Raw genomic sequence first — 19,570 nt, forward strand, 5'->3', positions numbered from 1 at the left:
CAAATTATACGACCAGCCATGTTTTCTTCTGTACGCCGTTGACGATAATCCGCTCCTGAACTGGAGGATTTTTTCGTGGATCTCGAATTGAAGGGCAAGGTCGCGCTGGTCTTCGGCGCCGGCGGCGGACTGGGCGGTGCGATCGCGCGCTCGCTGGCCGGCGAAGGCGTGCGCGTGGCCGTCGCCGACATAGACGAAGCCGCCGCGGCAGCGACTGCCGCGGCCGTCAAGGACGCGGACGGCGAGGCGCTGGCAGTCGGCTGGGACATCGGCGATCTGTCGGTGATCGAGGCCCGCCTCGCCTCGATCGAGAAGGCCTTCGGCCCAATCGACATCCTGGTGAACAACACGGGTGGCCCGCCGCCGACGCCGGCGGCCGGCCAGTCCTCGGAGAACTGGTCGAAATTCTTCGACAGCATGGTTCGTTCGGTGATCGCCGTTACCGACGCGGTGCTCCCCGGCATGCGTCAACGCAAATGGGGCCGCATCATCACCTCGACGTCGTCCGGCGTGGTCGCGCCGATCCCCAATCTCGGCATGTCGAACACGCTCAGGATGGCGCTGGTCGGCTGGTCCAAGACGCTTGCCGCCGAAGTCGGCCGCGACGGCATCACCGCCAACATCGTGCTGCCGGGGCGCATCGCCACGGGGCGGATCACCTTCCTCGATGAGCAGAAAGCCAAGCGCGAGGGGCGCCCGGTGGAAGAGGTCACCAGTCAGAGCACGGCCTCCATTCCGGTCGGGCGCTATGGCCGGCCGCAGGAATATGGCGACACGGTCACCTTCCTGGCGAGCCCGCGCGCTTCCTACATCACAGGCTCCGTCATCCGCGTCGACGGCGGCCTGATCCCCAGCATCTAAGGAGATTCCGATGGCCCTCGACCCGAACGCCGTGAAGACACTGCAAGGCGTCTCCACCGCGACGCTCACCACGGTCCTTCTGAAGAAGGGCCTGCGCAATGTGTGGATGCGCGGCACCAAGCCGATCCGTCAGGGCCAGCCCCGCGTGGTTGGCCCGGCCTTCACGCTGCGCTTCGTGCCGGCGCGCGAGGACCTCGCCACCCCGGCAAGCTGGGCCTCGCCCATCTCCACCCGTGCGGCGATCGAGGCAATGCCCGAAGGTTGCGTGGCGGTGGCCGACGCCATGGGCGTGCTCGACGCCGGCATCTTCGGCGATATCCTCTGCGCGCGCATGGTCAAGCGCAATGTCGCCGCACTGGTCACCGACGGCGTGATGCGCGACGCCGCGGGCGTGCTCGGCACCGGCCTCAACGTATGGTGCGACGGCGTGTCCGCGCCGCCTTCGGTGGCCGGTCTCACCTTCGTCGGCTGGCAGGAGCCGATCGCATGCGGCGGCGTGGCGGTCTTCCCGGACGACATCGTCGTGGTGGACGATGACGGAGCGGTGTTGATTCCCGCGGCATTTCTGGATCAGGTGCTGGCCGAAGCGCCGGAGCAGGAGGCCATGGAAGCGTGGATCATGACCGAGGTCGACCGCGGCGTGCCGCTGCCCGGCCTCTATCCGATGAACGAGGAGACGAAAGCGCGCTATGCCGCTTTCGCAAGGAAGACATGACCTTCGGCGTCGATACCAAGGGCGTCTATCCGATCGCGGCGACGCCGTTCAATGCGGACATGTCGGTCGACTACGGTTCAGTCGACCGGCTGACGGATTTTTACCACGAGGCCGGCGCCACGGGCATGACGATCCTCGGCATCCTCGGCGAAGCCCAGAAGCTGGAGCCCGAGGAATCGCTGGCGATCGCCAGGCGGGTGATCGCGCGCTCGCGCGTCCCCGTGGTCGTCGGCGCATCCAACCCGAGCTTCGCGGCCATGCGCAGGCTGGCGCGCGAGGCAATGGAAGCCGGCGCGGCGGGCGCGATGCTGGCGCCTGCCTCGCACCTGCGCAGCGACGAGCAGATCGCCACCTATTTCCAGCACGCCGTCGAGGCGATCGGGCCGGATGTGCCCTGGGCATTGCAGGACTATCCGCTGACGCTGTCGGTGATCCTGTCGGTGCCGATGATCGCGCGCATCATGAAGGAACACCCCTCCTGCGTCATGCTGAAGGCGGAGGACTGGCCAGGACTCGAGAAGATTTCGGCCCTCCGCAGGCTGCAAACCGCGGGCGAGCTGCGCAAATTCTCGATCCTGACCGCCAATGGCGGGCTGTTCCTCGACTTCGAGCCGGAACGCGGCTCGGACGGCGCGATGACGGGCTACGCCTTCCCCGACATGCTCGTCGAACTCGACCGGCTGCACAGCGCGGGCGAGCGCGACGCGGCGCACGATCTCTTCGACGCCCACCTGCCGCTGATCCGTTTCGAGCAGCAACCGGGGGTCGGTCTCGCCGTGCGCAAATACGTGCTGATGCGGCGCGGCGCCATCGCCTCGGACGTGCAGCGCAGCCCGCGCTCGTTGCTGACGCCGGCCGGACGATCCGAGGTCGACTACCTGCTGGAGCGGCTGGCTCGCAAGGACCCGCGCGCAAGGCTTTAACAATTCCCGGAAATCCGCATTTTTGCCGCCAGCTGCGGTCCGCGTGAGAAGCGCGGGCAGGTGCATGCTAAAGACCGCCCGTCAAGGCGTTGCAGCCTGCCTGGTCATTGTGACTGCCCCTCGATCCGGTCGACGATCATCCTGGCGATCGGCATGGCGGACGTGGCGGCGGGCGACGGTGCGTTGCAGACATGCAGCTGGCGCGGGCTTTCGAGGAAGAGGAAATCGTGCACCAGCGTGCCGTCGGCCAGAACCGCCTGTGCGCGGATGCCGGCGCCCGGCTGACCGAGGTCCGAAAGCTCGAGCGAGGGACAGTATTTGCGGCACTGCTCCAGGTAGCCGCGGCGGGATATCGAGTTGCGGAACTCGTCCATGCCGGACCTGAGATTCCTGCGGGCCATCTTCCAGAAGCCGCCGAAGGCCAGTATCTGGGCGACGTCGCCGAAGTCGATGCTGCCTTTTGGATAACCCTCGCGATGGAAGCCCAGCACGGCGTTGGGCCCGACCGTCACGCGCCCGTCGATCATGCGCGTCAGGTGAATGCCGAGGAACGGCAGATCCGGATCGGGGATCGGGTAGATCAGGTGCCTGACGATCTTCGATTTCGCCTCCGGCAAGGTGTAGTACTCACCACGAAACGGCACGATCTGGTGAGTGGGGCGAAGCCCGGCCAGCTTTGCCAGGCGGTCCGATTGCAGGCCCGCGCAGGCGACGAACCGCTCGGCACGGACCGCCTCGCCGCGGTCGGTGGTCACCGTCACGCCGGTATCGTCCTCCACGATGCCCGTGACGCGGGTGCCGGTCATCAGCTTCGCGCCGTTCGCCTTGAGACCCTCGGCCAGGGCGTCGCAGATCAGCCTGTAGTCGACGATGCCGGTCGAGGGCACGAGCAGAGCGCCCAGGCCGGCGACGTTCGGTTCGATGGCGCGCAGTCGCGCCGCATCGATCTCCTCGAAGCCGATGCCGTTCTCAGTGGCGCGGCCCTTCAGCGCCTCCATGCGCTCCATCTCGAGTGGGCTGGTGGCGACAAGCAGCTTGCCGCACACCTCGAACGGAATGTTGTTGGCGCGCGCAAAGGCCTTCGTAGCCTCGGCCCCCTCGCGGCAGAGCTTCGCCTTCAGCGAGCCGGGAGCGTAGTAGATGCCGGCATGGATGACGCCGCTGTTGTGGCCGGTCTGGTGCTCGCCGAAGCCCGCCTCCTTTTCGATGACCAGGACGCGGGCGGCCGGATCGCGGGCGAGGATCTCGGAGGCGGTGGCGAGCCCGACGATGCCGCCACCGACGACGCAATATTGAAACGACATGTGCTGCAGGTCCCGTCAGACTTCGGCTTCGTCCGCCGCGATCATCTTGCGCCCCATCAATTTGAGGAACAGCGGGATCAACAGCACGAGCAAGGTGGCGATGAACAGCCCCAGCGCGATGGGTCGCTCGATGAAGACGAGCAGGTCGCCCTGCGACTGGATCAGCGTGCGGCGGATGTTGCGCTCGAGCAGCGGTCCCAGAACCAGGCCGAGGATCAGCGGCACCGCCGGATAGTCGAGCCTCGCCAGGATGATCCCGGCGCCGCCGGCGACGATGGTCAGCATCACGTTGAAGGCCGAATTGTCGATGGCGAAGACGCCGTAGACGACGATCGCGATGACGATCGGATAGAGATAGGCGGTCGGAATGAACAGCGCGGCCGCCAGCAGGGGCGTCAGCAGCAGCGTCAGGAACACCAGCGCCAAGTTGCCGAGCGCGAAGGAACCGAACACCGACCAGACGAATTCTGGATTCTCGGTGAACAGCATCGGACCGGGCTGCAGGCCGATCATGATCAACCCGCCCATCATCACCGCCGTGGTCGCCGAGCCCGGAATGCCGAGCGTGAACAGCGGGATCATCGCGCCGTAGGACGCCGAGTTATTGGCCGCCTCCGGCGCCGCGACGCCTTCGACGATGCCGGTGCCATATTTCTCCGGCGTCGCCGATATGCGCTTGGCAAGCGCATAGGACAGCATCGTCGCCGCCGAGGCGCCGACACCGGGAAGGACGCCCACGAAGAACCCGAGCACCGAGCCTTGCAGCAGCTGCCAGCGTGTCCGGACGGCGTCCGAGATGCGCGGCAACAGCGAGGCGAAGGTGTATTTGGCCACCGGCTTGTCGACATTCACCTCAAGCGACATGAAGATGGCGGCAAGCCCGAACAGGCCGACGGCGACGATCGAGAAGTCGAGCCCGTCGAACAGGTTCATCGAGCCGGCCGTATAGCGCGGCAGCGCGGAAATGGGATCGAGCCCCACCATCCCCAGCCAGAAGCCCAGCGCCAGCGCCACGAAACCCTTGAAGACGTTGCGGCCGCCGAGCACGCTGAGCAGCGACAGGGCAAAACACATCATCGCCGTCATCTCGGTCGGGCCGAAGGCGAGCGCGTAGCCGGATACCGGGACCGAAAGGGCCACCAGCCCGGCGATGCCGAGAAGACCACCGACGAAGGACGCGAAGACGCTGGTCCCGAGGGCGCGGCCCGCTTCTCCCTTCTGCGCCATCGGATAGCCGTCGAGGACGGTCATCACAGATGGCGCATCGCCTGGAATGCCGAGCAGGATCGACGTGATGGCGCCGCCGAACATCGAGCCGTAATAGACGCCGCCCAGGCAGGCGATCGCCGCGACGCCGCCGAAGCCCGCCGCAACCGGCAGCATGATCGCCACGCCGGCCGTCGGACCAAGGCCAGGAAGCGCGCCGATCAGCAAGCCGACGACCGCGCCAAGTATGGTGCAGGCAAAGATTCCCGGATCGGTGGCAGCGAGAATTCCGTCCCACAGCAGGGCAAGCGTTTCCATCGCGATTCCTCCCTCGCGTGACCGATTAGAAGCCGAACACGCTCTTGGGGATCGGCACGCCCAGGAGATTCTGGAACAGCAGCAGAAGAACGATCGGCGTCAGCACCGACACGGCCGCCAGCCTGACGAAGAAACGCGGACCGGATTCGGTCCGCAGGACCAGACCGATCCCCGCCATCGCCAGCATGGTGGCGATGGTCATGCCGAGATACGGGATCGCCCAGACGGCGACGAGCAGCGCCACGATCACGGCCGCGGCCTTCGCCGCCTCGCGGCCCGACATGCCGGCGCCAAGCTTCTCGAGCCCGCCCAGCGCGCGGTAGAGATTGACCGCGCTGAGCAGCGCGATCGCCGAACCGACGATGATCGGAAGGAGCCCCGCGCCAGGCGTGGTGCCCTGCATCGCGCCATAGCCGATGCCCGTGTAGACCAGCCAAAGACCGAAAATCACCAGCAGCGCGGCGATCAGCTGGTCGAGCCGTTGAATGCTCATCGCTTTCCTCCTCCCTATGGATGGGGAGCCGCCGCGTCGGGCGGCTCCCGCGCAAGTCATTATTGGATGAGGCCGAGATCCTTCATCATCGTCTCGTAGCGCGCGTTGGTGCGCTCGAGCACGTCCTTGAAGCCCTCCGCGTCGACGTAGTCAGGGACGTCGTAGAAGCGATCGATATACTGCTTTTTCCACTGCTCGCTGGTCGCGACTTTCTCTAGCACACCCTCCCAGTAGGTCACGACCTCCTGCGGAACGTCGGCAGGCATGACCAGCCCCCGCAACTGGGTATGGACGATGTCGCCGTAGCCCAGTTCCTTGAAGGTCGGAATGTCGGGGAAGGCCGGCGAGCGCTCGGCCGAGGTGATCGCCAGCGGCCGCAGCTTGCCGGCCGTCATCTGCGTCATCGCCTCGGACGGGTTGAGAAAGCCGACGTTGACATGGCCGCCGAGCAGCGCCGCCATCACCTCGCCCTCCCCGTCGAACGGCACCGAGTCGATCTGGATGCCGAGCGCGTTGGACGTCATCTTGGCCAGCAGCGCCGCGTCGGAGACGACGCCCGTGGTGCCGGTGGTGAAGCGTGGCGTCTTCTTCAGGTCGTCGAGCTTCTGGTACTCGCTGGAAGACGGGACGACCATGATGTAAGGCGACTGCGCGATCGCGGCGAGGGGCGTGAAGTCCTTGTAGCTTACCGGCGAGCCGCCAAGCAGCGGCGTCGTGAAGAAGCTGACGCTGACGGTCGCCAGATAATGGGGATTGCCTTTCTCCTTCGCGACGGCACTGTAGCCGATCGCGCCGGAGCCGCCGGTGCGGTTCTCGGGCAGGATCTTCACCGGGATCAGCTTCATCTCCTCGATCACGCCGGCGATGGTGCGGGCCAGCGTGTCGCTGCCGCCGCCGGCGCCGAACGGGATGATCATGGTGATGTCCCTTTCCGGATAGTCGGCCGCCGCCGCGGGGGTGACGGCAAGGGCCGCAGCCGCGAGCAGGCCGAGGCCGGCGACACGGCCGCGGCCGATAAGATTGCAGAGTCCGTAGGTCATGGTTCGTTTCCTCCCAGTTTAAATTGGATCGCGCCGGGACCGCCGGCCGTCCGGCGGCCCCGGACTGCGTTCGTCAGGCGCGCTTGTTCTCAATGGTTTCGCGCAACAGGTAGCCGTGCGCGTCACGGCCGGTGAACTGGCTGCCCTTGGGATCCTTGACCCGGCCGTCCTTCAGCGCCTCGTAGTTCGGCGTGAAGCCGAGGCCCGGCGCGTCGGGGATCGTCATCTTGCCGTTCACCGGGTCGGGGGTGCCGTGGAAGAAATGCTTGCCGGTCATCCACATGCCGTAGTGGAACTCGACCGGGCCGCCGTTCATCACGCCCGCCAGGATATGCATGTTGAAGATCGGCCAGCCGCCGCCATTAGCCAACGGCAGGTTGAAGGCCTGGGCGAGATGCGCCGCCTTGAGGGCTTCCGTGTAGCCGCCATTGTAAAGAACGTTCGGCTGCAGCACGTCGACCGCGTGGTGGACGACAAGCTCGCGGAAGCGCCAGCGATTGCCTTCCATCTGGCCGGCGGCGATCGGCACCTTGACGCGGTTGCGCAGGTCGGCCAGCGCGCGCGCGTCGTTCTGCTGGATGGGCTCTTCGAACCACTTCAGGTTCGCGTCCTCCACGGCCTTCGCCAGCATGAAGGCGTCATGCGGGTTGAAGTAGCAGTTGGCGTCGATCATGAGATCGACGTCCGGGCCGATCGCCTCGCGGGCGGCATAGACGCGGCGCACGTCGTCCTTCCAGGTGCGGGTCGGCTCGCCGCCGACGACCATCTTCAGCATGGTGTGTCCGTCGGCCAGGAACTTCCTGGCATAGTCGGCGATCTGCTGCTCGTCGAAGAACGGGTAGCCGAAGGTCGCGTAGGTGTAGGCTTCGCGGGAATAGCCGCCCAGCAGCTCCGAAACCGACTTGCCGACGATCTTGCCCTGGATATCCCACAGCGCGATGTCGATCGCCGAGAGGGCGTTGGAGATGACGCCGGTGTAGGCGCGGTTGTTGAGCTGCTTCCATATCCTGGAATGGATCGCCTCGGTGTGGAACACATCCATGCCCTTGATCAGCGGGAAGATGTGGTCCTCGATGCAGGGCATGGTCGACCAGGGCAGGAACTGGCCGGTGCAGCCAAGGCCTTTGACGCCCGTGTCGGTCTCGACCTCGACGAAGACGAACATGCGGGATTCGATGGATTCGCCGATGCCGGGCAGGTCGATCTCGTGGCGATGCAGGCTGGCGGTGATGTTTGCGATTTTCAAGTGAGGTCTCCCTGGGATGGATGAATCATGTGGCGGCCGCGACGGACGCCGCATTTTCGATGGATGCCTTCCAGCGTGCCTTGCCGTTGAGGACATGCTCGAGCCCGCGCTGCCGAGCGAGCTCGGCGTCGCCGCGCTCGATCGCCTCGGCGATGCTGCGATGCTCCAGATTGGTCTGCTCCGGCGATGACAGCGACCGCCGCAGGAAATGGGTTTCCCGGATCAGGTCGTTGTAGACGCGACGCGCGCAGGAATGGTCGGCGATGCGGCCGATCAGATCGTGAAACGCAAGGTTGATCTCGTAGTAGCGCGCGATCCTGCCGGCGGCGATCGCCGCATCCATGTCGGTGATCAGGCGGTTGAGCTTCGCCGCTTCGGCTCCGGTACGCCGTTCCGCTGCCTGCGCGCACATCAGGCCGGTGAGCAGCGAGCGCACGTCGTAGTTTTCGGCGATCTCGCGGTGGGACATTTCGCGGACGAAGACGCCGCGCGCCGGAATGAAGACGAGAAGACCGGCCTCGACCAGCGCCCGCGTCGCCTCCCGCACCGGCGCTCGGCTCACGGCCATCTGCCCGGCAAGCACCGCCTCCTTGATCCTGCTGCCGGGCTGCATGTCTCCCGTGAGGATCATCCGTTCGATTTCACTGTAGACGCGAGCGCTCAGGCTTTCGGATCGTTCAATCGGTCTTGCTGCAAATGTCACGTGTTCGCCCCCGGTTCACTGTCGCCAGTCAACTGTAAACTGTCGACAGAATCAACGGGCGAAAGCACCCAGTCGGCGCCGCATTCCTGCGCTATCCGATGGAGACGGCGGTGCACGCCGGGCCCGATGGGAATGCCGGTCTTCTCACGCTCGGCGCGGACTTTGCGCTCGGGGTCGCCGGCCACCTGGACGGGCTTCGCCGGGTCCACCGGCGGCGTTGCGCGCAGGTCGTTGCAGAAGCGGGCTACATCGGCGCGGAAATCCGCAATCGGCCGGAACAGGGCGGGATTGATGGCCATGAAGAAGTGGCCGACATCGAGGCCCCATGGCTGTTTCGAGTGGTTGGGATCGGTGATCAGCGTGGAGCCGGACAGGCACGAGGCGAGGATGTTGACCATCGCAGCCAGCCCGTAACCCTTGTAGCCGGCGCTCTCCGCCGCACCGCCCAGCGGCGACAGGAAGCCTCCCTCCATCACCGCCTTCGGGTCGAGCGTCGGCACGCCCTTGCCGTCCATGCCCCAGCCCGGCGGCATGAGTTGGCCTTCGACGATCTTGTTGCGGACCTTGCCGGACGCCACGGTCGTCGTGGCCATGTCGAGCACGAAAGGCCGGCCGGGCTCGGCGGGGGCGGCGAAGGACCACGGGTCGGTACCGAAGCGGGCCGCCGCGCCGCCGGTCGGGGGAACGCGGATGCCGAATACGCTGGTGGCGGCGATGCCGATCAGATCGTGATCGGTGGCCTTGGTGGTGAAGTAGCCCAGCGCGCCGAAATGACCGGAATTGCGGACCGACACCACCCCGACGCCGGCTGCCGTCGCCTTGGCGATCGCGGTTTCCATGGCCCGTATGGCGGGATCGTGGCCGAGGCCGCCGTCTCCGTCGAGCAGGGCGCTGACCGCCGTCTCCTGCACGAGCACGGGCTTCGACTGGAAATTGATCGGCCTCGTCTGCCGCCGTTCGTTGTATTCGACCAACAACGCGATGCCGTGGCTTTCGAGGCCATGGAGATCGGCCCAGGCCAGCACGTCCGCCGATTTCCCGGCCTTCTCCGCAGGCATGCCCCAGGCGCGGAAAATGCTCATCGCCTGACGGCGGTGCGTCTCGAAATCATGCCTCATCCTGACCTCCCGCGAAGGCTGCGACATGATCGGCAGCCATCGACGATCAAGGATAAGAATTTGACCGGTCGAAAAACAATGTCAGCTTCGATTGATTCAAACGATAGTTTTTCTTGACCTTGCGAGTCGGCGGCGCGCGATGATTTTCCTCGCGCACCAATGGCGCAAGTACCCTGTTCCCGCTGAGACAGAAGGCTGCCGGATCAGGGAGCCTCGCGGTCCAATTCGGCGGCCAGCGCAGCCCATGACCGGCCCGTCGGCGCTATCGGCCGTCCGCGGCCTCCTCGACCGCTTCGGCGCGGGGCGATGGTGCCACCGGCTGCTTGCGCGAGGCGCGCCAATCCTCAAAGCGCTGAAGGACGACGAAGAACGACGGCACGAACAGCACCGCCAGGCAGACCGATGCGGTCATGCCGCTGACCACGGTGACGCCGATCGAGCGGCGGGCGCTGGCGCCGGCGCCGGTGGCGAAAACCAGCGGCAGCACGCCGAGGATGAAGGCGAAGGAGGTCATCAGGATCGGCCGGAACCGCGCCCGAGCGGCTTCCGCCGCGGCCTCCACGACCGGCATGCCCTTGTGGCGCAGCTCGCGCGCCACCTCGACGATCAGAATGGCGTTCTTGGCCGACAGGGCAATCAGCAGGACCAGGCCGATCTGCACATAAAGGTTGATCTCGACGCCCAGCCCCAGCATCACCGCCACGGGGCCTATCAGCGACAACGGCACGGCGAGCAGGACCGAAACCGGCGCGATCCAGCTCTCATACTGCCCGGCCAGCACCAGATAGACCAGCAGCAGCGCCAGCGCGAAGACCAGGTACATCTGGTTTCCGACCAGCTTCTCCTGATAGGAAAGCGCGGTCCAGTCGAAGCCGACGCCCGGCGGCAGCGTCTTTTCGGCGATCTCCTCCATCAGCCGCATCGCCTGGCCCGACGAAAACCCCGGCGCCGGCACGCCGACCAGCGATGCCGAAGGATAGAGATTGTAGAGACTGATCAACGAAGGGCCGACGCTCGGCGTGACGGTCAGCACCGTGCCCAGCGGGATCATGTCGCCGTTCTTGTTGCGCACGGTCAGATTGCCGATGTCGTCCGGCTTCAGGCGGAACTGCGCGTCGCCCTGCACGTAGATCTGGAAGACCCGTCCGAACTTGTTGAACTGGTCGACATAGGTCGAGCCGAGATAGCTCGCCAGCGTAGAGAACACCGCGTCCGTGGTCAGGCCCAGGTTCTCGACCTTCTCGCGGTCGACCTCGACCCGGTACTGCGGCACGCTGGCGCGGAACGGCGCCGATATCCGCTGGATGCCGGACTGGGTCTCGGCGGCAAGCACCATGGCGTTCACCGAGCGCTGCAGCTTGCCGAAATCGAAGCTGCCGTCGCGGACCTCGATCTGCATGGTGAAGCCGCCTGCATTGCCGATGCCCTGGATCGGCGGCGGCGGCAGGACCAGGACGCGCGCGTCCTGGACCGCCTCCAGGCTCTTGCTCAACGTGGCATAGAGCGCCGGAAGGGACTCGGTCCTGCCGCGCTCGCTCCAGTCGTCGAACATGATGTAGGCAATGCCGGCATTGGCCAGCGTCGAGCTGTTGTCGAGCGCCGAGACGCCGGCGATGGTGATCACCTGGCGGACGCCGGGGATCGGCCTGGCGATCTGCTCGACCTGCTGCATCGCCGCTTGCGTGCGCCCGAGCGCGGCGCCGTCGGGAAGCTGCACGGCGGCCAGCACATAACCCTGATCCTCGATCGGCAGGAAGCCGGTCGCCGCCCGCGACATGCCGTAGCCGGCCGCGCCGATGATCGCCAGCGCGATGAGCACCATCGGCACGCTGTGGCGGGCCATGGAGCCGATCAGCCGGGCATAGCCGTTCTCCAGGCGCTGGTAGAGCGCGTTGAAGCCCCGATAGAAGGCGTTGCGCCGCTCCATAGGAACCGAGGGCCTGAGCCACAGGGCGCATTGGGTGGGCTTCAGCGTCGCCGCGTTGACGGCGCTGAGCAGGGCGGTGGCAGCGATGACCAGCGCGAACTGCGCATACATCTGGCCGGTGAGGCCGGGCAGGAAGGAGGCCGGCAGGAACACCGCCATCAGCACCAGCGTGATGCCGACGATCGGGGCGAACAGGGCGTCCATCGCGGCGATGGCGGCGTCGTGGCCGGACATGCCGCGATCGATGTTGTGGGCGGCTCCCTCGACGACGATGATGGCGTCGTCGACGACGATGCCGATGGCGAGCACGATGGCGAACAGCGTCGACAGGTTGATCGAAAAGCCCATTGCCGCCATCGCCGCGAAGGCGCCGATGATCGTCACCGGAACCGTCGTCGCCGGCACCAGCATGGCCCGCCAGTCCTGCAGGAACAGCAGGATGACGATCAGCACCAGGACCGCCGCTTCGATCAGCGTCTTGTAGACCTCGCCGATGGCCTGGCTGACGAACACGGTGGTGTCGAACGGGATGTCGTGGACCACGCCCTGCGGAAACTCGGCGGCGAGCTGGTCCATCTTGGCGCCGACGGCCCTGGCGACATCGAGCGCGTTGGCGTCGGGCGACTGGAAGATCGCCAGTCCGGCGGCCTGCTGGCCGTCGAGGTTGAACACCTGGCCGTAGGTCTGGGCGCCGAGCTCGACGCGGCCGATGTCGCGCACGCGCGTCAGTTCCGCATTGCCGCCGGACTTGACGATGACGCCGGCGAACTGATCGGGATCGTCGAGGCGGCTCGAAACGTCGATCGTGTACTGGAAGGACTGGCCGTCGGGGGTGGGCGGCATGCCGACCTGACCGGCCGTGACTTGCTCGCTCTGCTGCTGCAGCGCCTGCACCACATCCTGCGCGGTCAGGCTGCGCACGCGCATCTTCTCGGCGTCCAGCCAGATGCGCATGGAATACTGGCCGGCACCGAAGACGCCGACATTGCCGACGCCGGGCAGGCGGGCAATCTCGTCCTTCAGCCGGATGGTGGCATAGTTGCTGAGATACAGGCTGTCGTAGCGGCCGTCCGGCGAGGTCAGCGTCACGATCTGCAGGATGGCGGTCGACTTCTTCTGGACGTTGACGCCCTGCACCTGCACCGATTGCGGCAGCGCCGCCATGGCGCTGGAGACGCGGTTCTGCACCAGCACCTGGGCCTGGTCGAGATCGGTGCCGATGGCGAAGGTCACCGTCAACGAATAGCTGCCGTCGGCGGCCGCGTAGGACTGCATGTAGAGCATGTCCTCCACGCCGTTCACCTGCTGCTCGATCGGCAGCGCCACCGTGTCGATGACGGTGCGGGCGCTGGCGCCGGGATAGCGGGTGGTGACCTGCACGGTGGGAGGCACGACGTTCGGGTATTGCGCCACCGGCAGGTTGATGACCGATACGATGCCGATGACCACCATCAGGATGGCGATGACGTTCGCCAGCACCGGCCGCTCGATGAAGAATTTCGAGATCATTGCGCCGAACCGGCGGACTGGGCGGCGAGGGTCCGCACCTGCGGCTCGACCTTCTGGCCGGGCACGACGTCGAGCAGGCCGGAGACGAGGACGCGATCCTCGGCGGCGACGCCCGCGGTGACCACGCGCAGGTCGCCGACCAGTTGGCCGATCTGCACCGTGCGCTGCTCGACCATGTCGTCCTTGCCGGCTACCAGCACATAGCGCCCGGCCTGATCCGCGCCTATGGCGCGATCGGGAACCAGCAGCATTCCCGGCTCGTTGCCGAGCGGCACGCGGACGCGGACGAAATAGCCGGGCAGAAGCTGGCGGTCGGCATTGGCCAGGACGGCGCGGACGCCGAGCGTGCCGGTCGAGACGTCGACGCTCGGATCGGCATAGTCGAGCAGGCCCTTGTGGGGAAAGCCGGTCTCGGTCTGCAGCCCGACCTCGACCTCGACCTTCTTGAGATCGGCCGAGGTCAGTCCGCGCTGCCGCATGGCGGCGCGGATACGCAGCACGTCCTGCTCGCTGATCGTGAAGTTCACATAGATCGGATCGAGCTGGACGATGCTGGCGAGCACGGTGGCTTCCGCCCCGCCGACGAGTTGCCCCATGGAAACCTGCCGTGCGGTGACGATGCCGTCGAACGGCGCCTTCACCTGGGTATAGCTGAGGTCGAGCGCCGCCTTCTTGGTGTCCGCCTCCGTCTGCCGCTGGCGAGCGGCGTCGGCGTCGCGCTGCGCGGTCGCCTGGTCGAGCGAGGACTGCGGGGAGACGCCCTTCTTCACCAGATCCTGCTGGCGGACGAATTCGGCCTGCGAGTTCTTCGCCGTCGCTTCGGCGCTGGCCTGGGCACCCTGTGCGTCCTCCAGGGCCAGCTGATAGGGTTCCGGTTCGATGAGGAAGAGGACCGTGCCGGCCTTCACCTCGTCGCCGTCCTTGTAGTCGATTTCCTGGATGAAGCCCTGGACGCGCGCCACCAGAGTGGTCGAGTTGACGGCCGTGGTGTTGCCGGTTGCCGTCAGATAGGGCGTGACATCCTGCTTCAACGGCAATGCAACGTCCACCTTAGGCGGCGGCGGCGGCACATAGGTGTTCTGCTCGGTGCAGGCGACAAGCATCGCAGCCACTACGACGGCACAGAACCCGCGCGGACCCGCTCTCCTAGCCAGCCGCGTCAAGCCCGATGAGGGGGCTTTCTCCCGGTCCGACGCCCGATCCGCGTCTTCCGGTGCGCAATACTGCTGCGTGATGGAAGCCCCCCTACTCCGTCAATCACAGGAACGCCGAGGAGAGAACTGCTCGACCTCAGGTTTTTCGTTTGACGCTATAGCGATTCCCGTTCGAAGTATAGCTGTCCGGAGAACTCCAAAGGAGGGGTAAGGGCAGGCCAGCGCCCAGACGGCTGAGGAACGCGCCGCCTGCCAGGCTGATTTCGAGAAGTTCTGTCCGGGCGTCATCCCAGGCGGCGGCCGGGTGCTCGAGTGCCTCGCCAAGCAGATGGACAAGCTTTCGCCGGCTTGCCAGAAGGTCGTGCAGACGCACATCAAGTAGGACGCCGGATCGATCCTGGCCGACGGAGCCCGGCTATTGCGTCACCGCCGGGGCCGACACGGCCTTCGTCGGAAGGCTGCCGCGTCGATCGTCCGCGCCGGCCGCAGCCAGCGCACCGGCATCCTCTCCTCGCAGCGGAGGAGAATTCGGAAACCCGTGAACGGGACGATCTAAGCCTTCTTCTTCGCCGGCTTGCGCGAACCGCGTTTTTCCGGCGGCGCGTCGACCTGGAGTGCTTCCCTTGCCAGTCGCGCCTGGCGGAGCTTCGCCGTCTTGGCGTCGCGCTTCGCCGCTTCCGTCGCCACAATGGTCCGGGCGGCGCTGTCGGTCACCTCGGCCTTGGTCTCAGCCCTTGAGCGCGACGTCTTCAGCAGGCTCAGCCGCTCGATCGCCTTGGTCATTTTGCCCTCCGTGATGAAGGTTCGTCCTCGAAAACAAAAGGGCCGGGCGCGAGCCCGGCCTTCATCGTCGTGGCGACGATCCGTGCCAGTACATCCGTGGTCACGGATCGGTGCCGAATAGTCAGACGGCCGTGAGGTTCTCGGCCGCGCTCTTGCCAGAGCGGTTGTCCTTGACGATGTCGAAGCTGATCTTCTGCCCTTCGACGATCGTGCGCATGCCGGCGCGCTCGACGGCCGAGATGTGGACGAACACGTCGGCAGCGCCGTCGTCAGGCTGGATAAAGCCGAAGCCTTTGGTGGAATTGAAGAACTTGACGGTTCCGGTGGTCATGACGGCTTCCTTTTCAATTGGTCATGAAACTACGCTCGCCCGGCCGTATGCAGGGCGACGCAATGCAATCGATTTTGAGAGGGAAGATCGTCGGAAGCGCGTTGGCGCCAGAACAAAGTTCGACAAGCAAGATCGATGGGGCATAACTAACCCTTATTCCGATCCAAATCAAGGTATTGCGAAAATATTCCGACGGCGCCACGCCGGACAGCTCTACCCCGGGGGCGGATTCAGCCGGCCCGGGCGCCGCGGCGCCGCGGAAGAAAGCACCGGCGGAAAGGCGTTACAGCTTCGTCCAGGCACCGTTTTTCTTCGAGGATCGGACGCAGGCCTCGACGAAGGCGACGCCCTCGACGCCATCCTGCACGGTCGGGAAGATCACGTCCTTCGGCGGCTTGCCGCCCTTCTTGCGCATGGCGCGAATGGCGCGTGCCGCCTCCGCATAAATGTTGGCGAAGCCTTCGAGATAGCCTTCGGGGTGCCCGGGCGGCACGCGCGTCATCCTGGCCGCCGCCGGGCCGGAGCCGGCGCCGCCGCGGGTGATGAGCTGCTTCGGCTGGCCGAAGGGCGTCCACCACAGATAGTTCGGGTCTGCCTGCGTCCATTCGAGGCCGCCTTTGGTGCCGTAGACCCTGAGCTTCAGCCCGTTCTCGTTGCCGGGCGCCACCTGGCTCGCCCACAGCATGCCCTTGGCGCCCGGCGCCTTGCCGCGCGGCTTGAAGCGCAGCAGCACATGCGCATTGTCGTCGAGCGCCCGGCCGGGCACGAAGGCGTCGAGGTCGGCGGCCAGGCTGTCCAGCTCCAGCCCGGTGACGAAGCGCAGCAGGTTGTAGGCATGCGTGCCGATGTCGCCGGTCGAGCCGCCGGCGCCCGACTGCTTCGGGTCGGTGCGCCAGGCCGCCTGCTTGGAACCGCTGTCCTCGGCCTTTTCGGTCAGCCAGTCCTGGGGATATTCGGCCTGGACGACGCGGATGTCGCCGAGCTGTCCGGACGCCACCATCTCGCGCGCCTGCCGGATCATCGGATAGCCGGTGTAGTTGTGGGTGAGGACGAACAGCTTGCCGCTCTTTTCGGCCAGCGCCGCCAGCTTCCTGGCGTCGGCCAGGGTCGAGGTCAGCGGCTTGTCACAGATGACGTGGATGCCGGCTTCGAGGAACGCTTTTGCCGCCGGCCAGTGCATGTGGTTGGGCGTGACGATGGCGACCGCCTCGATGCCGTCCGAGCGCTTCGCCTCGGCCTTGGCCATCTCGGCGAAGGAGCCGTAGCTGCGTTCCGGATCGAGGCCGAGCTCCGCCGCGGAAGCCTTGGCTCGCTCTGGGCTGGAGGACAGCGCGCCGGCCACCAGCTCGAACTCTCCGTCGATGCGCGCGGCGATGCGGTGCACCGCGCCGATGAAGGCGCCCTGCCCGCCGCCCACCATGCCGTAGCGGATGGGCCCGGAGCCCGATTCGACCTGCCTACCGGATACCATTGGTGTCTCCCAAATGAGCGAATAGCGAAATAGCGAATAGAGAATAGCGGGTTCGATGCGCGACCGATCGGACGACGTTTCATGTTCGCTATTCGCTATTTCCTAGTCGCTACTCGCTCTCTATCCCCATCATCTTCCTGAGCGCCGCCTTGTCCGACTTGCCCTCCGCAAAATCGTCGAAGGCCCGCTCGGTCACCCGGATGATGTGATGCTGGATAAAAGGCGCGCCTTCGGCGGCGCCGTCTTCCGGGTGCTTCAGGCAGCACTCCCACTCCAGCACCGCCCAGGAATCGTAGTCGTAGGCGGCAAGTTTCGAGAAGATGCCGGAAAAATCGACCTGGCCGTCGCCGAGCGAGCGGAAGCGGCCGGCACGGTTCACCCAGCCCTGATAGCCGGAATAGACGCCCTGGCGGCCGTTCGGGTTGAACTCGGCGTCTTTCACGTGAAAGGCTTTGATGCGCTCGTGATAGATGTCGATGAAGGCGAGGTAGTCGAGCTGCTGCAGCAGGAAGTGCGAGGGGTCGTAGTTGATGTTGCAGCGCCTGTGGCCGCCGACCGCGTCCAAAAACATCTCGAAGGTGGCGCCGTCGAACACGTCCTCGCCCGGATGGATCTCGTAGCCGATGTCGACGCCCGCGTCCTCGTATCTGTCGAGGATCGGCTTCCAGCGCCGGCCGAGTTCGGCGAAGGCCTCCTCGATCAGGCCGGCCGGCCGCTGCGGCCAGGGGTAGAGATAAGGGAAGGCGAGCGCGCCGGAGAAGGAAACAGAGGTCTTCAGCCCGAGGTTCCGCGAGGCTTGCGCGCCGAACGCCATCTGCTCGACGGCCCAGGCCTGCCGCGCCTTCGGGTTGTTGTGGACCGCGGCGGGCGCGAAGCCGTCGAACTGCGCGTCATAGGCGGGGTGCACGGCGACCAACTGGCCCTGCAGATGGGTGGAGAGCTCGGTGATCTCGACGCCGGCATCGGCGCAGATGCCCTTCACCTCGTCGCAATAGGTCTTCGAGGTCGCCGCCTTCTCCAGGTCGAACAGCCTTCCGTCCCAGGTCGGGATCTGGACGCCCTTGTAGCCGAGCCCGGCCGCCCATTTGGCGATGGCGGGAAGGGAATTGAACGGGGCGGCGTCACCCGCGAACTGGGCCAGAAATATCGCCGGGCCCTTCATCGTCTTGGCCATCTGTCTCCTCCTGGATCGCGGCCGCATCCTAGGCATTTCCGCCGCAGCCGCAAGGCTTCGAGGGGAACGGCGACCGCGGTTGGTCTTCGTCGCTCTGGTCATACCAAATCTGAAAACGAGGTCAAGGCCGCGCCGGACGCATGGCAGTGCGTCACTCTTCTTGCAGATCGCCCATTTTTGTAGTGTTTTCATAAACATGTTCTGCATCTCCTTGCTCGACCTGCACCTTCTTGCGACCGGAAGGCAAATGGGCTAGAAATCTTCTAAAGCCCAATTGGTCGAACCAGTTTGCGAAAAAGACTGGACGGCCTTGCGGGAGGAAACGGCTCCGCGCGGCGGAGCGAATTCAAGGCAGGACTGGAGACCTGGATCATGCATCTTTCGACGCACAACTGGATGCGCGCCGAGCCGCTGGAGGTAACGCTGAAGCGCATCAAGCGGTTCGGCTACGAGTCGATCGAGATTTCCGGCGAGCCGGAGCAGTACAAGACCGGCGAGACGCGCGCCCTGCTCAAGGAGCACGGCATCCGCTGCTGGGGCGCGGTCACGCTGATGCTGGGCGAGCGCAATCTTGCCGCCAGGGATCAGGGTCAGCGCGAGCGCTCGGTGCAGTATGTCAAGGACGTGCTCACCATGGTGAGCGAGCTCGACGGCGAGATCATCACCCTGGTGCCGGCGACGGTGGGCAAGGTGGTGCCGGACGGCACCGAGGAGGAGGAGTGGAGCTGGGTGGTCGACGCCACCCGCGAGTGTTTCGGCCATGCCAGAAAGGTCGGGGTGCGGATCGCGGTCGAGCCGCTGAACCGCTTCGAGACTTACCTGTTCAATCGCGGCGAGCAGGCGCTGGCGCTGGCCGACGCGGTGTCGCCCGAATGCGGCGTCTGCCTCGACGCCTATCACCTCAACATGGAGGAGTTCGACGTCCACGAGGCGATCCGCAAGGTCGGCAAACGGCTGTTCGACTTCCATGTGGCCGACAACAACCGCTTCGCGGCGGGGCTCGGCACCATCGACTGGAAGCGGATCGTCGGGACGCTCAGGGAGATCGGCTATGACGGCGCGCTGACCAACGAGTTCGTGGCGCCGGTCGACCGCACCCCGGCCGCCCGCTATCCCGACATGGTCGAGCGCAACCCCGTCGACATCTCGCCGGAGCAGCTGAAGTTCATCCAGGACCACGGTTCCAGCCTGCTCACCGAGACATTCTATACCGACCAGATGCGCATCACAGCAGAGACGCTGCTGCCGCTGATCAAGTAGCGCGCGTCTCGCCGCGCCGGCCGCCACCGGGGGG

The 19,570-nt window shown here is 65.9% G+C and carries 17 protein-coding genes and 1 pseudogene; 5 read left to right on the forward strand and 13 right to left on the reverse strand.

Going from position 1 to position 19,570, the window contains the following annotated elements; genetic code table 11:
* Nucleotides 1–75 precede the first annotated feature (75 nt).
* Genes C7I84_RS16240 through C7I84_RS16250 form a run of 3 tightly spaced genes read left to right on the forward strand, consistent with a single transcriptional unit; the run spans nucleotide 76 to nucleotide 2,499 of the window.
* Entirely contained in the window at nucleotides 76–861 is a 786-nt protein-coding gene (locus C7I84_RS16240; protein ID WP_106773253.1) for an SDR family oxidoreductase, read from the forward strand.
* A 10-nt stretch (nucleotides 862–871) separates the two neighbouring features.
* Entirely contained in the window at nucleotides 872–1,576 is a 705-nt protein-coding gene (locus C7I84_RS16245; protein WP_106773254.1) for a ribonuclease activity regulator RraA, read from the forward strand.
* Entirely contained in the window at nucleotides 1,573–2,499 is a 927-nt protein-coding gene (locus C7I84_RS16250; RefSeq protein WP_106773255.1) for a dihydrodipicolinate synthase family protein, read from the forward strand. The genes C7I84_RS16245 and C7I84_RS16250 overlap by 4 nt, the downstream gene beginning before the upstream one ends.
* 104 nt (nucleotides 2,500–2,603) lie before the next feature.
* Here the strand turns inward: C7I84_RS16250 and lhgO are convergent, their stop codons facing one another.
* From lhgO to C7I84_RS16295, 9 genes are all read right to left on the reverse strand, one after another.
* Nucleotides 2,604–3,803, reverse strand: a complete 1,200-nt coding sequence (gene lhgO / locus C7I84_RS16255) for an L-2-hydroxyglutarate oxidase (RefSeq protein ID WP_106773256.1) — start codon at nucleotides 3,801–3,803, stop codon at nucleotides 2,604–2,606.
* 15 nt (nucleotides 3,804–3,818) lie between these two features.
* On the reverse strand, nucleotides 3,819–5,327 hold the full coding sequence (locus C7I84_RS16260) for a tripartite tricarboxylate transporter permease (RefSeq protein WP_106773257.1): 1,509 nt from the start codon (nucleotides 5,325–5,327) through the stop codon (nucleotides 3,819–3,821).
* Between the two features lie 25 nt (nucleotides 5,328–5,352).
* Nucleotides 5,353–5,820, reverse strand: coding sequence for a tripartite tricarboxylate transporter TctB family protein (locus C7I84_RS16265; RefSeq protein ID WP_165816101.1), 468 nt, complete (start codon nucleotides 5,818–5,820; stop codon nucleotides 5,353–5,355).
* A 59-nt stretch (nucleotides 5,821–5,879) separates the two neighbouring features.
* Nucleotides 5,880–6,860 (reverse strand): tripartite tricarboxylate transporter substrate binding protein, encoded by a 981-nt coding sequence (locus tag C7I84_RS16270; protein WP_106773259.1) that lies wholly within the window; start codon nucleotides 6,858–6,860, stop codon nucleotides 5,880–5,882.
* A gap of 73 nt (nucleotides 6,861–6,933) precedes the next feature.
* Nucleotides 6,934–8,106 carry a mandelate racemase/muconate lactonizing enzyme family protein gene (locus C7I84_RS16275; protein ID WP_106773260.1) on the reverse strand — a complete coding sequence of 391 codons (1,173 nt, stop codon included), beginning with the start codon at nucleotides 8,104–8,106 and terminating at the stop codon, nucleotides 6,934–6,936.
* A 25-nt stretch (nucleotides 8,107–8,131) separates the two neighbouring features.
* A complete protein-coding gene (locus C7I84_RS16280; protein ID WP_106773261.1) occupies nucleotides 8,132–8,809 on the reverse strand; it encodes a GntR family transcriptional regulator in 678 nt (225 codons plus the stop codon).
* On the reverse strand, nucleotides 8,806–9,927 hold the full coding sequence (locus C7I84_RS16285; RefSeq protein ID WP_106773262.1) for an Ldh family oxidoreductase: 1,122 nt from the start codon (nucleotides 9,925–9,927) through the stop codon (nucleotides 8,806–8,808). The genes C7I84_RS16280 and C7I84_RS16285 overlap by 4 nt, the downstream gene beginning before the upstream one ends.
* A 262-nt stretch (nucleotides 9,928–10,189) precedes the next feature.
* Nucleotides 10,190–13,363, reverse strand: coding sequence for an efflux RND transporter permease subunit (locus C7I84_RS16290; protein WP_106773263.1), 3,174 nt, complete (start codon nucleotides 13,361–13,363; stop codon nucleotides 10,190–10,192).
* Complete coding sequence (locus tag C7I84_RS16295; RefSeq protein WP_106773354.1) at nucleotides 13,360–14,466, reverse strand: efflux RND transporter periplasmic adaptor subunit; 1,107 nt, start codon at nucleotides 14,464–14,466, stop codon at nucleotides 13,360–13,362. The genes C7I84_RS16290 and C7I84_RS16295 overlap by 4 nt, the downstream gene beginning before the upstream one ends.
* A gap of 310 nt (nucleotides 14,467–14,776) precedes the next feature.
* On the opposite strand from C7I84_RS16295, the pseudogene C7I84_RS16300 reads away from it, so the two are divergent.
* Nucleotides 14,777–14,899 (forward strand): annotated as a pseudogene (locus C7I84_RS16300) (cysteine rich repeat-containing protein); the annotation flags it as partial.
* Nucleotides 14,900–15,069: 170 nt separating this feature from the next.
* Here the strand turns inward: C7I84_RS16300 and C7I84_RS16305 are convergent.
* From C7I84_RS16305 to C7I84_RS16320, 4 genes are all read right to left on the reverse strand, one after another.
* On the reverse strand, nucleotides 15,070–15,300 hold the full coding sequence (locus C7I84_RS16305) for a hypothetical protein (protein WP_106773264.1): 231 nt from the start codon (nucleotides 15,298–15,300) through the stop codon (nucleotides 15,070–15,072).
* A gap of 121 nt (nucleotides 15,301–15,421) precedes the next feature.
* Complete coding sequence (locus tag C7I84_RS16310; RefSeq protein WP_106773265.1) at nucleotides 15,422–15,631, reverse strand: cold-shock protein; 210 nt, start codon at nucleotides 15,629–15,631, stop codon at nucleotides 15,422–15,424.
* A 283-nt stretch (nucleotides 15,632–15,914) separates the two neighbouring features.
* Nucleotides 15,915–17,102 carry a Gfo/Idh/MocA family protein gene (locus C7I84_RS16315; protein WP_106773266.1) on the reverse strand — a complete coding sequence of 396 codons (1,188 nt, stop codon included), beginning with the start codon at nucleotides 17,100–17,102 and terminating at the stop codon, nucleotides 15,915–15,917.
* A 109-nt stretch (nucleotides 17,103–17,211) separates the two neighbouring features.
* Nucleotides 17,212–18,276 (reverse strand): sugar phosphate isomerase/epimerase family protein, encoded by a 1,065-nt coding sequence (locus C7I84_RS16320; RefSeq protein WP_106773267.1) that lies wholly within the window; start codon nucleotides 18,274–18,276, stop codon nucleotides 17,212–17,214.
* Nucleotides 18,277–18,648: 372 nt separating this feature from the next.
* On the opposite strand from C7I84_RS16320, the gene C7I84_RS16325 reads away from it, so the two are divergent.
* Nucleotides 18,649–19,536, forward strand: coding sequence for a sugar phosphate isomerase/epimerase family protein (locus tag C7I84_RS16325; protein WP_106773268.1), 888 nt, complete (start codon nucleotides 18,649–18,651; stop codon nucleotides 19,534–19,536).
* Nucleotides 19,537–19,570 lie beyond the last annotated feature (34 nt).

Source organism: Kumtagia ephedrae (assembly GCF_003012745.1).
Taxonomy (GTDB): Bacteria; Pseudomonadota; Alphaproteobacteria; order Rhizobiales; family Rhizobiaceae; genus Kumtagia; species Kumtagia ephedrae.

Excerpts from the sequence above, each read along its gene's own strand:
- C7I84_RS16270 (WP_106773259.1), bottom strand. The coding sequence starts at position 6,860 with ATGACCTACGGACTCTGCAATCTTATCGGCCGCGGCCGTGTCGCCGGC.
- C7I84_RS16320 (WP_106773267.1), bottom strand. The coding sequence starts at position 18,276 with ATGGCCAAGACGATGAAGGGCCCGGCGATATTTCTGGCCCAGTTCGCG.
- C7I84_RS16310 (WP_106773265.1), bottom strand. The coding sequence starts at position 15,631 with ATGACCACCGGAACCGTCAAGTTCTTCAATTCCACCAAAGGCTTCGGC.
- C7I84_RS16250 (WP_106773255.1), top strand. The coding sequence starts at position 1,573 with ATGACCTTCGGCGTCGATACCAAGGGCGTCTATCCGATCGCGGCGACG.
- C7I84_RS16305 (WP_106773264.1), bottom strand. The coding sequence starts at position 15,300 with ATGACCAAGGCGATCGAGCGGCTGAGCCTGCTGAAGACGTCGCGCTCA.
- C7I84_RS16290 (WP_106773263.1), bottom strand. The coding sequence starts at position 13,363 with ATGATCTCGAAATTCTTCATCGAGCGGCCGGTGCTGGCGAACGTCATC.
- C7I84_RS16315 (WP_106773266.1), bottom strand. The coding sequence starts at position 17,102 with ATGGTATCCGGTAGGCAGGTCGAATCGGGCTCCGGGCCCATCCGCTAC.
- C7I84_RS16325 (WP_106773268.1), top strand. The coding sequence starts at position 18,649 with ATGCATCTTTCGACGCACAACTGGATGCGCGCCGAGCCGCTGGAGGTA.
- C7I84_RS16295 (WP_106773354.1), bottom strand. The coding sequence starts at position 14,466 with ATGCTTGTCGCCTGCACCGAGCAGAACACCTATGTGCCGCCGCCGCCG.
- lhgO (WP_106773256.1), bottom strand. The coding sequence starts at position 3,803 with ATGTCGTTTCAATATTGCGTCGTCGGTGGCGGCATCGTCGGGCTCGCC.
- C7I84_RS16245 (WP_106773254.1), top strand. The coding sequence starts at position 872 with ATGGCCCTCGACCCGAACGCCGTGAAGACACTGCAAGGCGTCTCCACC.
- C7I84_RS16285 (WP_106773262.1), bottom strand. The coding sequence starts at position 9,927 with ATGAGGCATGATTTCGAGACGCACCGCCGTCAGGCGATGAGCATTTTC.
- C7I84_RS16260 (WP_106773257.1), bottom strand. The coding sequence starts at position 5,327 with ATGGAAACGCTTGCCCTGCTGTGGGACGGAATTCTCGCTGCCACCGAT.
- C7I84_RS16265 (WP_165816101.1), bottom strand. The coding sequence starts at position 5,820 with ATGAGCATTCAACGGCTCGACCAGCTGATCGCCGCGCTGCTGGTGATT.